The sequence below is a fragment of the Micromonospora sp. DT62 genome (assembly GCF_049847285.1).
In the GTDB taxonomy this organism is placed as follows: domain Bacteria; phylum Actinomycetota; class Actinomycetes; order Mycobacteriales; family Micromonosporaceae; genus Micromonospora; species Micromonospora reichwaldensis.
Genome location: NZ_JBNCOB010000008.1, coordinates 91113 through 103719 on the forward strand (window position 1 = coordinate 91113; position 12607 = coordinate 103719).

The 12607-nt window shown below is 74.6% G+C and carries 12 protein-coding genes and 1 pseudogene; 8 read left to right on the top strand and 5 right to left on the bottom strand.

What is annotated here, in order from left to right; all coding sequences use genetic code 11:
• Positions 1-186 precede the first annotated feature (186 nt).
• Both ACPXCB_RS14480 and ACPXCB_RS14485 read left to right on the top strand, forming a co-directional pair.
• Positions 187-312: pseudogene (locus ACPXCB_RS14480) on the top strand (DUF664 domain-containing protein); the annotation flags it as partial.
• A gap of 64 nt (positions 313-376) precedes the next feature.
• Positions 377-559, top strand: a complete 183-nt coding sequence (locus tag ACPXCB_RS14485; protein ID WP_425875635.1) for a DUF664 domain-containing protein — start codon at positions 377-379, stop codon at positions 557-559.
• 32 nt (positions 560-591) lie between these two features.
• Here the strand turns inward: ACPXCB_RS14485 and ACPXCB_RS14490 are convergent, their stop codons facing one another.
• The 4 genes from ACPXCB_RS14490 to ACPXCB_RS14505 are packed head-to-tail and all read right to left on the bottom strand — an operon-like array spanning position 592 to position 3494.
• Entirely contained in the window at positions 592-1374 is a 783-nt protein-coding gene (locus tag ACPXCB_RS14490) for an alpha/beta hydrolase (RefSeq protein WP_425875636.1), read from the bottom strand.
• A 22-nt stretch (positions 1375-1396) separates the two neighbouring features.
• Positions 1397-2587, bottom strand: coding sequence for a spore photoproduct lyase family protein (locus ACPXCB_RS14495; protein ID WP_425875638.1), 1191 nt, complete (start codon positions 2585-2587; stop codon positions 1397-1399).
• A gap of 42 nt (positions 2588-2629) precedes the next feature.
• Entirely contained in the window at positions 2630-3046 is a 417-nt protein-coding gene (locus ACPXCB_RS14500; protein WP_425875640.1) for a DUF4180 domain-containing protein, read from the bottom strand.
• Entirely contained in the window at positions 3039-3494 is a 456-nt protein-coding gene (locus ACPXCB_RS14505; protein WP_425875642.1) for a helix-turn-helix domain-containing protein, read from the bottom strand. The genes ACPXCB_RS14500 and ACPXCB_RS14505 overlap by 8 nt, the downstream gene beginning before the upstream one ends.
• Positions 3495-4109: 615 nt before the next feature.
• On the opposite strand from ACPXCB_RS14505, the gene ACPXCB_RS14510 reads away from it, so the two are divergent.
• From ACPXCB_RS14510 to abc-f, 3 genes are all read left to right on the top strand, one after another.
• Positions 4110-5309, top strand: coding sequence for an RtcB family protein (locus tag ACPXCB_RS14510; RefSeq protein WP_425875644.1), 1200 nt, complete (start codon positions 4110-4112; stop codon positions 5307-5309).
• Between the two features lie 128 nt (positions 5310-5437).
• A complete protein-coding gene (locus tag ACPXCB_RS14515; RefSeq protein ID WP_425875646.1) occupies positions 5438-6535 on the top strand; it encodes an SRPBCC family protein in 1098 nt (365 codons plus the stop codon).
• Between the two features lie 222 nt (positions 6536-6757).
• Positions 6758-8407, top strand: a complete 1650-nt coding sequence (gene abc-f / locus ACPXCB_RS14520; protein WP_425875648.1) for a ribosomal protection-like ABC-F family protein — start codon at positions 6758-6760, stop codon at positions 8405-8407.
• A 10-nt stretch (positions 8408-8417) separates the two neighbouring features.
• Here abc-f and ACPXCB_RS14525 read toward each other — a convergent pair whose 3' ends face one another.
• On the bottom strand, positions 8418-9623 hold the full coding sequence (locus ACPXCB_RS14525) for a chitosanase (RefSeq protein WP_425875650.1): 1206 nt from the start codon (positions 9621-9623) through the stop codon (positions 8418-8420).
• Between the two features lie 213 nt (positions 9624-9836).
• Between ACPXCB_RS14525 and ACPXCB_RS14530 the strand changes: the two genes are divergently transcribed.
• The 3 genes from ACPXCB_RS14530 to ACPXCB_RS14540 all read left to right on the top strand — a co-directional run bounded on the left by ACPXCB_RS14530 (position 9837) and on the right by ACPXCB_RS14540 (position 12571).
• Positions 9837-10316, top strand: coding sequence for a hypothetical protein (locus ACPXCB_RS14530; protein ID WP_425875651.1), 480 nt, complete (start codon positions 9837-9839; stop codon positions 10314-10316).
• Between the two features lie 308 nt (positions 10317-10624).
• Positions 10625-11764, top strand: a complete 1140-nt coding sequence (locus tag ACPXCB_RS14535) for a snapalysin family zinc-dependent metalloprotease (RefSeq protein ID WP_425875854.1) — start codon at positions 10625-10627, stop codon at positions 11762-11764.
• A 138-nt stretch (positions 11765-11902) separates the two neighbouring features.
• Positions 11903-12571, top strand: a complete 669-nt coding sequence (locus ACPXCB_RS14540) for a hypothetical protein (protein WP_425875653.1) — start codon at positions 11903-11905, stop codon at positions 12569-12571.
• Positions 12572-12607: the final 36 nt, after the last annotated feature.

The window sequence follows — 12607 nt, forward strand, 5'->3', positions numbered from 1 at the left end:
AACGGGACGGCCTCCTGCTCCTGGCCTGATCACGCCGGTCGTGGCGCGTCCGGGCGGGGACCGACGGGCCGCTGGGCGCGGCGGGCCGCGTACCTCGTCCCGCCGACGTCCGGCATGATCACCTGCGGCGGGGTCCCGCCGCATGAAGTGCGAGGGCTGTCCGACGAACAGCTGCGCCGGCAGTCGATGCCCCCGTCCACCCTGTCGCTGCTCGGCCTGGTCCGGCACATGGCGGAGGTGGAGCGGGCCTGGTTCCGCCGCACCATCGACGGCGAGGACGTGCCGCTGGTCTGGTCGGACTCCGGCGACTTCCAGGTGGCGTACGACGCGAGCGGCGCCACCCGCGCCGACGCCTTCGACGCCTGGCAGCGGGGAGGTGGCGCACTCCCGCCGCATCGAGCGCGCGGCCGGGTCGCTCGACGTGACCGGCCACCACGCCAGGTCCGGCGAGGACGTGTCCCTGCGGCTGGTGATGCTGCACCTGATCCACGAGTACGCCCGGCACAACGGTCACGCCGACCTGCTGCGCGAGGGCATCGACGGCAGCGTCGGCGCCTGAGCCGGCCGGCGGCACCCCCGCCCGGCGTGCCCTCAGCCGCCCGTGCGCAGCGGCAACCAGGCCAGCACGTCCTGGATCTTCGCGTCCCAGTACGCCCAGTCGTGCGCGCCGGGGGAGAAGTCCACGGTGAGCGGGACGCCGCGCTCGCGGGCCGCCGTGACGAAGGTCAGGTTGTCCTCGTACAGGAAGTCCTCGGTGCCGCAGGCGACGCGGAGGGCGGGCAGGTCAGTGCCCTTGGTCCTGCCGAGCAGGGCGAGGAGATCGTCGTCGCTGCCCGCGACGGTCCGCTCGCCGAAGGCGGTGTGCCAGACGGCAGGGTCGAGGGGTGCGGTGGTGGCGTGGCGGCGGGCGGCCACGTCGAGCGCGCCGGAGAGGCTGGCCGCCGCGGCGAACCGGCCCGGGTCGCGCAGCGCCCACTTCAGCGCCCCGTAGCCGCCCATCGAGAGCCCGGCGACGAAAGTGTCCTCCCGACGCGCCGAGAGCCGGAAGAAGCCGTGGCACAGCCGGGGCAGCTCGTCGGTGAGGAAGGTCCAGTACCGGTTGCCGTGCTCCTCGTCGCTGTAGAAGCTGCGCCCGACCTGGGGCATCACCACGGCCAGGCCGAGCGGCGCCACGTACCGCTCGATCGAGGTACGGCGCAGCCAGATCGTGTCGTCGTCGGACAGCCCGTGCAGCAGGTAGAGCACGGGCGGGTCGCCCTGCGGGGCGCTTCCGGGCATGCCGACCTGCGAGGAGGTGTGCTGCGGGAGGATCACGGTCATGGAGGTGCCGAGACCGAGCACCTCGGAGTGGAAGTCGACACGCATCAGGGCCACGGTCGTCGACCGTAGCCGATCCTCACGTCCAGTAGAGGACCCGGCAGGCCGGCAGCCGGGCGGCCAGCTCGCGGTCGAACCAGGTGCGCAGCTCGGCCATGGTGTCGCGCGGGTAGACGTACTTCACCGCGCCGAACCTGCCGTACCTGCGGCTGCGGGCGGACTCGTCCATCTCCAGCCTCGTGCGCGGGTACCAGCCGAGCAGCACCTCCTTGCTGCCCGGGGTGAACCGGTGGGTGATCAGCTCGGCGGTCAGGTCAAGCCCCGGCACCCCGGCGACCGCGCCCGCGACCGCGTCGAGCAGCTCGCCGTAGTGCTCCCGCCAGCCGGGTAGCGGCATGATCGGCGCGACGGTCAACCCCACGGGGTAGCCGTCGAGGGCGAGCCGGCGCAGCGCCGCCAGCCGGTGCGGCACGGACGCCGTGCCGCCCTCCATCCGCTCGCTGACCGGGCGGCAGTTGACGCTGAACCGGACCCGGGTGCGCCCGGCGTGCGGCAGCCCCACGAACGTGTCCACGTCGGCGTACTTGGTGGTCCAGCGCAGCTGCACCGGGGCGTCCCAGCCGGCGAAGTGCTCCACCGCCCGGCGCCAGCTGCCGGTGAGGTGCTCCAGGGCCAGCGGGTCCGTGTAGCAGGACGCCTCGAAGGTGGTGCCCTCGGCGGCCCGCTCGGCGCTGCGGCTGGTCACCGTGCCCCGCCCGGCGTAGTCGGTGAGGCCGGCGAGGATGTCGTCCAGGTCGGCGTACACCCGCGTCACCGGTGGCCCCGACAGCGAGCCGGCGAGGTAGCAGTACTGGCAGTGGGCCGGGCAGCCCTCCGCCAGGTCGAAGCGCCAGTCCGCGCTGGGCGCGATGGGTTGCAGCTTCCGGCGCGACGGCGGGCTGACCACGAGCGCCATGGTCGCCTTCGCCCGCGCGTACGTCTCCCGCTCGGTGGCCCCGCAGATGCCGGTGAGCCGGTTGGCGCGGAGCCGCTCGACCTCGATGCCCAGGGCCTCGACGCGCCGGACCACGCGCCGGCCGTGCGGGTGGTCCAGCGCGGCCGGCGTGGCGACCACCCGGCGCGGCAGCCACCGCCGCGCCGGCCGCGCCGGCGGCGCCAGCCCGGCCAGGTCGCGGGTCGGCACGCGCTCGCCGCTGGCATCGTGCGGCGCGGGCGGTACGTCGACGGCCAGCGGCGCGTCGACGTCCACCGGCTCGGCCTCCGGCCTCATCCGCGCCGGTTACCCGTCCCGCGCGCCGGCAACCCCGGGCGGTCAGCCGCGCGTCGGCGCCCCGCCCGGCCCGGGGGTGGCCCCACGGGGTCCCGGCGCCGGCGCCAGGCGGGCGTCGAGGGCGTCGAGGTCGGGGACGAACCACACGTGGCCGGAGCGGTTCGACTCGTGCACGAGGGCGCGCAGGGCCGAACTGGCCGCGAGGTGCGGGCCGATGTCGCCCACGATGGCCAGGCGCAGCCGGTAGTTGACGAACTTCTGCATGACCTCGCCGGCGAAGCGGGTGCCGAGGGAGAAGAAGGAGGCGTCGAGCCGGCGCACCGGCACGGCCACCACCTGGGCGCCGAGGAAGGCCGAGCCGATCAGGTCCAGCGCGTCCTGCTCGGTGGTCACCGGCGGGCCGTCCGGGTCGCACACCAGCACCGGGACCCCGGCCCGCTCCTGGATGACGTCAGGCATCGCCGGCCTCCCCGGTGAGTAGGCCGTTGTCGCCGTCGAGCACGGCGTCGACCAGGTGCAGCACCTCGGCGGTGGCCGAGGCTCCGCCCAGGATCACGATCTTCATGCGGTTCCGCTCCTCGTCGTGGACGGTCTGGATGCGCAGCGGGTGCGCGGGGTGGTGGGTGGTGTTCGCCGCGGCCAGGACGAGCGTGGCCAGCCGGTCGGCCGCGGCCCGGTCGACGCCGTCGATCTGCAGGATGCTCGACACCTCCACCGCCGCAGCGCCGACGGGACGGGCGGGTGCCGGCCGACCGGTCAGCGCGTCGAGGTCGGCGCGGGCGATCCGGTACTGCTTGCCGATCCGCACCGCCCTGAGCCGACCGGCGCGGATGTAGCCCCGCACGGTGCGCACGTGCAGGCCCAGCCGCTCGGCCACCTGCTCGACCGAGTACATTTCCTCACTCATCGTTCCCTATCCTAGTGCAGACAGGGAAGGATGGGGAAGTGGTCGTGATGCGGACGTCGTGCCCGCCGCGCGGTGCGGGTCGTCGGACGGATCGCGAATATCCATTGCGGCCACCGTCGCGGCCCGCCTACCGTCATCGGCGCAAGGTCAGATGGACGACCCAGGGGAGTACGCCGTGTCGCAGCGCAACCGCACCGACGCCGGGTGGCCGACGCCGCGCGGCGGTGCCCCGCTACCCACGGGCACACGAGCCTGCGGGCGGCGCCGTCCCGAACAGGGGCGGCAACGGGGGTGGCGGCGCGTCTAGCGCCGGCGCGTACGCGCAGCCGCCCACCCCACCGGGGCCGGGCGGCTTTTTCGTCCCCCCCGGTCCCCGTCCACCTCCGTCCCGGCCGCGCCCCGGCGACGTCATCCGTGCCCCACTCCACACCGCAAGCAACGACCCGGTCGCCCCGCCACGGGCCGGCCGGGAGGACGACCGTCACCGGGACGAGGGAGCTGGCTGACCCGCTCGCCTCGGGCACGAGAGACGCGGGGTTCGATCCCCGGCGGTCGTCGATCCCTTCCGGTCCCGCCGCGACGGCGGCGACCAGCCCCCGACACGAGGAGACGACGATGAGCTACACCCCGCTCGCGGGCACCCGCGCGCCGGTCCGGGTCTGGACCGACCCGTACGGCATCGAGCCGCAGGCCGCCAAGCAACTGCGCAACATCGGTGCGCTCCCGTGGGTGGAGGGCGTCGCGGTCATGCCCGACGTGCACTTCGGCAAGGGCGCCACGGTCGGCTCCGTCATCGCGATGCGGCAGGCCGTCTCGCCGGCGGCGGTCGGCGTCGACATCGGCTGCGGCATGTCCGCGGTGCGCACCTCGCTGACCGCCGCCGACCTCCCGGACGACCTGGCCGGGCTGCGCTCGGCGATCGAGGCCACGATCCCGGTCGGATTCAACCAGCGGGAGAAGCCGGTCGACCCGCGCCGGGTCCGGGGCCTGGAGCAGGCCGGCTGGGACGACTTCTGGCGCCGGTTCGCCGGCCTCGACCGGCGGGTGGCGCAGTTGGAGACGCGGGCCCAGCGGCAGCTGGGCACGCTCGGCGGTGGCAACCACTTCATCGAGGTCTGCCTGGAGCAGGGCGGCGCCGACGAGGGACGGGTGTGGCTCATGCTGCACTCCGGCTCGCGCAACATCGGCAAGGAGCTGGCGGAGCGGCACATCGCGGTCGCCCGGCGGCTGCCGCACAACACCGACCTGCCCGACCGCGACCTCGCGGTGTTCCTCGCCGGCACGCCGGAGATGGACGCCTACCGCCGGGACCTGTGGTGGGCGCAGGAGTACGCGCGGCGCAACCGGGCGGTCATGCTCGCCCTGCTCTGCGGGGTGGTGCGGGAGCAGTTCCCGCACGTCGGCTACGACGAGCCGATCAGCTGCCACCACAACTACGTGGCGGAGGAGAGCTACGACGGCGTCGACGTGCTGGTCACCCGCAAGGGGGCGATCCGGGCCGGTCGGGGGGACCTGGGCATCATCCCGGGATCGATGGGCACCGGCTCGTACGTCGTGCGGGGCAAGGGGAACCCGGACGCGTACTGCTCCGCCTCGCACGGGGCGGGGCGGCGGATGTCGCGGGCGCAGGCGAAGCGCACGTACAGCACCGCCGACCTGGCCGCGCAGACCGCCGGCGTGGAGTGCCGCAAGGACGCCGGCGTGGTCGACGAGATCCCCGGGGCGTACAAGGACATCACCCAGGTGATGGCGCAGCAGGAGGACCTGGTCGAGGTGGTGGCGCACCTCAAGCAGGTGGTCTGCGTGAAGGGATGACCGCCGACCGGCGCCCCGGAGGGGTGGGCGCCGGTCGCCCATCCCCGGCGGCCCGCGCGGCGCCGGCCGCGCACCGTGGGGCTCCCCCGTCCGGGGCGGGCCGCGATCGATACCCGTAGAGTCGCGCCGTGATCGAGATCGACGTGCAGGTGGACCTGTTCCACCCGGCGGACCGGGTGTGGCACGCATTGACGGATCGCGCTCTGCTCGCCCGCTGGTTCACCGAGGTCGAGCCGATGGCCGGGTCGAGCGGCCGGCTGCTGCTGTTCACCGCCGGCCTGCCCGGGTTCGACGCGGCCGTCGACGCGGAGGTGACCGACCGGCGGGAGCCGGAGCTGATCGCGTTGCGGTGCCTCGAGGGCGGCCGGCGGAGCCGGCTGGCCTGTGCCGTCGCCCCCACCGCCGAGGGGTGCCGGCTGTCGGTCCGCGAGGTGCTGGAGCACGGCAGCTGGGACGACGAGCAGCGCGAGCGCCGCGAGGAGTCCTACCGGCAGGCGTTGACGGGGCGCCTGCCGGCGATCCTCGACTGGCTGGCCTTCCGGCAGGTCGACCTGAGTCGGGGCGAGCCCGGGATGACCGCCGAGATGCCGGTGACCGAGGAGGTCGGCGACGAGCCGGCACCGGCCGCCCGGCGCCGCCGCTGGCCGCTGCTGGTCGCGGGGCTGGCCGGCGTCGTGCTGGCCGCCGGGGCGGCGGTGTGGGCGGTCCTGCCCGCCGAGCCGGACCCGGTCGCCGGCCCGGTCGCGACGCCGTCGCCGACCGCCACGGCCACCCCGAGCCGTACGCCGCGGGCGACCCCCTCCGCCCGCCCCACGCGCAGCGCCACGCCGACCCCGTCCCGCCCGAGCCGGACGCCGTCGGCGACCCCCTCGGCCACACCCTCGCGTACGCCCACCTCGATCGCGCCGTCGGCCCCCGCCATGACCGCCCGCTACCGGACCGTGTCGACGAGGCTGCTCGGCTTCACCGGTGAGGTGGTCGTCGACAATCCCGGCAGCGCGGCGGTGGACGGCTGGACGGTGGTCGTCACGCTGGCCGAGGGCGGCTCCCTGACCGACGTCAGCGGGGCGGAGTACCGGCGGGACGGGCAGGTCGTCACGTTCACCGGGCCGTCCGTGCCGCCCGGCCGCTCGCGGACCTTCACGTTCGCCGTGCGCGACGTCGACCAGCTCACCAGGGCGCCCGAGGACTGCTCGCTGGGCGACGACCCCTGCGCGGGCCTCTGACGCCGTCGCGCGTACCCGCGGCACCGGGCCGCGCTGTTAGGATGGGCGCGAGTGATCGGGACAGGGAGACCAGACGTGGCGGGTGACGACGACATCTCCGGGTGACACCGGAAGTGCCCGGCCAGCGGCAGGCGTTCGACCGCCGCCGTGGCCGTGGTCCGTCGTCTTCGAATCCCGCCCCCAGGGCGCCCGGCGCGCCCACGTCACCCCGAGGGTCTCCGCATGTCCGACGCGTTCATCATCTGTTCCCGCCTCTCCTTCTCCTGGCCGGACGACACCCCCGTCTTCGAGGGACTGTCCTGCACGGTGGGCGCCGGCCGCACCGGCCTCGTCGCGCCGAACGGCGCCGGCAAGACCACCCTGCTCAAGCTGATCGCCGGCGAGTACCCGCCGACCGGGGGCTCCGTGACCGTCGACGGCGTGCTCGGCTACCTGCCGCAGAACCTTCCGCTGGCCGGCGACCTGACCGTGGCCGAGGTCATCGGGATCGCGCCGGTGCTCGGGGCGCTGCACGCCATCGAGGCCGGGGACGCCGACGAGGAGCACTTCACCACGATCGGCAACGACTGGGACATCGAGGAGCGCACCCGCGCCCAACTGGACCGGCTCGGCCTCGACGACGTGTCCCTCGACCGGCCCCTGCACACCCTCAGCGGCGGCCAGGTCGTCTCCCTGGGCCTGGCGGCGCAACTGCTGCGGCGGCCCGACATCCTGCTCCTCGACGAGCCCACCAACAACCTGGACCTCGACGCCCGCCGCAAGCTGTACGCCGTGCTGGAGGACTGGAACGGCTGCCTGCTGCTGGTCAGCCACGACCGGGCGCTGCTGGACCGGATGGACCGCATCCTCGAACTCGACCGGAGCGAGGTCCGCTCCTACGGCGGCAACTTCACCGCGTACGAGGAGGCGGTGCGCGCCGAGCGGGAGGTCGCGGAGAAGAACGTCCGCCACGCCGAGCAGGAGGTCAAGCGGGAGAAGCGGGAGATGCAGCAGGCGCGCGAACGGGCCGAGCGCCGGGCCGGCAACGCCGCCCGCAACCTGAAGAGCGCCGGCCTGCCCAAGATCTTCGCCGGCACCATGAAGCGGGGCGCCCAGGAGTCGGTGGGCCGGTCGAACGAGACGCACGCCGCGCGGGTCGGCGACGCCAAGGCCCGGCTCGACGAGGCGGGCCGTGCCCTGCGCGAGGAGCAGCGGATCACGCTGGAACTGCCCGGCACCAGCCTTCCGGCCGGCCGCACGGTCTTCCACGGCGAGGGGATGCAGATCCGCTACGGCGGGCGCGCCCTGTTCGCCGGTGCCGGCGTGGACCTCACGATCCGGGGACCCGAACGGATCGCGCTCACCGGTCCGAACGGCGCCGGCAAGTCCACCCTGCTGCGCGTGGTCAGCGGCGACGTGCAGCCGGAGGGCGGCCGGACCAGGCGGGCCGACGGCCGGATCGCGTACCTGTCCCAGCGGCTGGACCTGCTGGACCTCGACCGCACGGTCGCGGAGAGCCTGGCCGCGTACGCGCCCGCGATGCCGGAGGCGCAGCGGATGACCCTGCTCGCCCGCTTCCTGTTCCGGGGCTCCCGCGCCCATCTCCCGGTCGGGGCGCTCTCCGGCGGTGAGCGGCTCCGCGCCACCCTGGCCTGCGTGCTGTTCGCCGAACCGGCACCGCAGTTGCTCCTGCTCGACGAGCCGACCAACAACCTGGACCTGGTCAGCGTCGGCCAGCTGGAGAGCGCGCTCGACGCGTACGAGGGTGCGTTCGTGGTGATCAGCCACGACGAGCGGTTCCTCGCGGCGATCGGCGTGGACCGCTGGCTGCGGCTCGCCGACGGCCGGCTGCGGGAGACCGGCGCCCCCGCCGGCGTCGCGCCGCAGTCGTGACCGGGGGCCGTCAGCCGATGCGGTACTGGTCGCCGTAGACGGCGAACACCAGCGGCGTGTCCAGGTTGAAGTTGCCGTTGTCGAGGAAGACCCGCTGCGCGGTGTCCACACGGGAGGTGTCCGAGTGGGCGGGCTCCCTCCTCATCTCGGCGACCCGCTCGTCGAGGAAGGCGTGCAGCCAGGTCCGCTCGTCGCCGCCCTGGGCCGGGGGCTTCGCCCGGGCCAGGGCGCGGCTGCGGATCGCCCGCATGCCCTCGTAGCCGTGCATCACCGCCGCGTCGTAGTAGGCGAACTGCCCGAGCGCCCGTACCCCGTCGGCCTTGCCGTCGCGGACCGACGGGTTGAAGTAGACGCGGTCCCGCTCGGCCTCCTGCGCCGCCCGGAACACGGGGTCGGCGGCGGCGGTGCGCCAGTCGCGGGGGAAGTACGGGTCGAGGCCGGCGTGCGAGTCGCTGCCGTTGACGGCGCGCAGCGCGGGCAGGTAGCCGGCCAGCACGTTGCCGGGCTTGGTCCGCGTGTACGCCTCCACGAGTTCGAGCATGTCGCCGGTGCCGGAGCAGAAGCCGATGATGCCGGCGGTGTAGCCCCGCCCGTCGCCGATGTCCTCGATGTAGGAGAACTGCGCGCGCCAGTCGAGCGAGGAGTTCTCCGCCGCCGACACGAGCTGCATGGCGACGTCCTTCTTGGCCGGGTCGTCGAGGGGAGCGCCGGCCGGGGCGGACGGGGTGGGCGTGGCGCCGCCGCCGGGCAGGGTCCACCGCTGGTTGGCGGTGCCGGAGCAGCTCCAGATCTGCAACCGGGCGCCGTTGGCCGTGCTCCAGTCCGTGACGTCGAGGCACTTGCCCGAGCCGGTGTTGACCAGCGTGCCGTTGCTGGCGGTCCACTTCTGTGCGCCGGTGCCGTTGCAGTCGTACAGCTGCACCTTGGCGCCGTTGGCGGTCGACGCGGCGGTGACGTCCAGGCACTTGCCGAGCGCGCGGACCGATCCGTCGGCGTTGCCGACCGTCCAGACCTGGGCCGCGGTGCCGTTGCAGTCCCAGAGCTGGACCGGCGTGCCGTTGGCCGGGTTGGCCCCGGCGACGTCGACGCACTTCCCGCCGAGGCCGGTGACGGGCCCGGCCGCCGCGGCGCTGGCCGAGGGCAGGCCGTAGCCGAGCGCGGCGACGGTGACGGCGAGGGCACCCGAGAGCTGGGCGACGGTCCGCTTGCGAGGCATGGCGCTCCTCGGGTGGGATGGCGGCGCGCCGCCTCCGGTCGGTGGGCCCTGCGGCCCCGTGGAACGGCCGGACGGCCACCACGAGCTTCAGGAAACTGTATTAACAAATAGCAGTGCGTCAATTGACTGTCAAACGTCGAGGCCGGTCACCCCTGGGTCAGGTGGCACCCGACGTGGCACGATGCGGGGTGGACCCGAGCAGGGGAGGCGGCAGTGTCGATGCCCGTTGCCGAGCTGAGTGAGCTGCGACGTCGCCTGTCGCGGGTGATCCTCGTCCATGTCGCGCTCTCGGTCGGGTTCGCGCTGCTCGCGGCGGGCGGCGTGTCGTCGCCCGCCGGGCGGGCGGGGGCGTTCGCCGCGCCGTGGCTGGTGATCGGGGTCGCCGGCACGCTCGGTGCGTTGCTCATCGCCGCCGCCGCGTGGTGGCTGCGCGCGGGCCTCAGGGCGGGACGGTCGCCGGGGAGTCGGTGGGCCGTGCGGTGGGAGGCGTCGGCCCGCCTGGGCATGGCGCTCGCGGCGGCGGTGGCGCTCGCCGCCGGTGTCGCCGTGGCGCCGGCCGGGTCGGAGCGGGGATTCGTGATCGGGGTGGACGCGGCCCTCGCCGGCGCCCTCGCGCTGTTCGCGCTGGCGGCCGGCGACGTGCGCCGGGCCGCCCGTTCGGCGGAGCGGACCGCCGCGTCGCCGGCCGGATGAGCGCCGGCGCCGAGGCGGACCGCTCGCGGCGCCGAGGGGGGTGGAGGGCGGTCCTCCCGGCAGCCGGCGCGCCACCCGCCGCGGCTGCGCGCCGGTCCGGTCCGTGCGACGCCGGTCGCCCCGCAGCCGTGCTGCCGGTATGACGATTCCGTTATGCCGCATATCGGTGGCCCTCCCTCTAGCATTCACGTACATCGATGACTGGCGGTGGCACGCCGCCGGACAACCCAGGGAGTGCGTGTATGTTCCGACGACAACTGCTGCACGCGGCGACCGCCGCGCTGGCGGCGGTGCTGGCCGCAACCGGAATGCAGGTTGCCACCGACACGAGCGCGTCCGCCGACACGGGCGCGTCCGCCGCCCGGACCGTCTACTACGACGCGAGCCGGGCCGGCGAGTTCCGCACCAACTTCGACCAGGCCGCGGCCATCTGGAACAGCCGGGTCAGCAACGTCCAGCTGGTCGCCCGTACGCCGGGCAACGTCACCATCTACGTCGACAGCGGCTGGCCGCGCGCGCAGGTCACCAGCCTCGGCGCCGGCCGGGTATGGATGGGCTGGACCGCCGTCAACCAGGGGTACAACCGCACCCGCATCGCCACCCACGAGCTCGGCCACATCCTCGGCCTGCCCGACCGGCGTACCGGGCTCTGCTCCGACTTGATGTCCGGCAGCAGCGCGCCGGTCTCCTGCACCAACGCCTACCCGAGCGCCGCCGAGGCGTCCCGGGTGAACCAGCTCTTCGCGGGCGGCCTGGCCGCGGCGGAGGTGCCCACCGGCACGTTCACGTGGAACGACACCGACGACATCTCGCCGCAGGTGGTCAACGGTCGCCCGGCGAGTGAGAACTACCCGTGGATGGTGTACGTCTCCGGCTGCACCGGCACGCTGATCAAGGCCAACTGGGCGGTCACCGCCAAGCACTGCGGGACCCCCTCCTCGGTACGGGTCGGCAGCGTCAACCGCACCAGCGGCGGCACCGTCGTCTCGGTGACCCGGGCGGTCAACCACCCGAGCGTCGACGTGAAGCTGCTCCAGCTGTCCAGCTCGGTCAGCTACGCCCCGGCGCCGATCCCGACCACCTCCGGCGCGGTCGGCACCGCCACCCGCATCATCGGCTGGGGCCAGACCTGTGCTCCCCGGGGTTGCGGCAGCGCCCCGACCGTCGCGAACGAGCTGGACACCTCGATCGTGGCGGACAGCCGCTGCCTCGGCATCAACGGCCCGTACGAGATCTGCACCAACAACACCAACGGCAACGCGGGCGCCTGCTACGGCGACTCGGGCGGCCCGCAGGTGCGCCGGATCAACGGGGCGTGGGCCCTGATCGGCGCCACCAGCCGGGCCGGCAACAACAACTCCACCTGCGCCACCGGCCCGTCCATCTACGTGGACCTGCCGTCCATCCGGTCCTGGATCAACAGCCAGGTCGGCGGCCTGCCGGCCTGACCCACCCCGCTACGGGGGACGCCGCGTGCGGCGTCCCCCGTAGCGTCGTCGCTCCGGTCGTACCGCCGGGGCGTCACGCGGCGACCACCAGGAGTGCGGTACGGTGCCTGGCACATCGACCCCTTTCCGAGGTGAACCATGCGTGTCGTGGCCGCGCTCGCCCTGACCCTGGCGCTCGCTCCCGCGCCGACGCCGACGGCCTCCGGCGGGCCGGTCGGTGACCTGCTCGGCGGCGTCGGGCAGGTCGTCGACGACCTGCTCAAGGGGAGCGGCCGGGCCACCCCGGGGACCTCCCCGACGCCCGCGCCGTCCAGCTCGGCGGCCCCCGCCCCGTCCCCGGCCGGCCCGTCGGCCGTGCCGGCTGTCCCGGCGGCGCCGGGCCGGTCCAGCCCCGCGGGTGCGTCCGCGCCCGCACCCGCCGGCGACCGGCCTGCCGGGCGACCGGCCGAACGGGAGGCCGAGGCGCCGGGCCCGCCCGGGCAGGGTGCCGCCTCCGATGCCCCCTCGGCGGTAGCGGCCCCACCACGCGAGGGCGAGGGGGGAGCGGACCGGTGGCTGGTCTACGGCCTGGTGCTGGGCGTCCTGGCGGTGCCCGTGCTGTTCGTCCTGCACCGACGGCGACGGCCCGCCGTCGCGGCCACCGGCCCGGCCGGTCCGGCCAATCCGCCGACCCCCGCCCTCGCCCCCGAGCCGGACGACGAGCCCGTGGTCGACAACGTGACCCACCTGCCGACGGAACTGAACGCGATCTACGAACTCGGCCGGCTCGACGAGCGGCTCAGTCAGGAGCGCAACCGCCGGTCCTGAGCCGGGTGGGCAGGGGCGGGCGAGCCCTCGGCATGG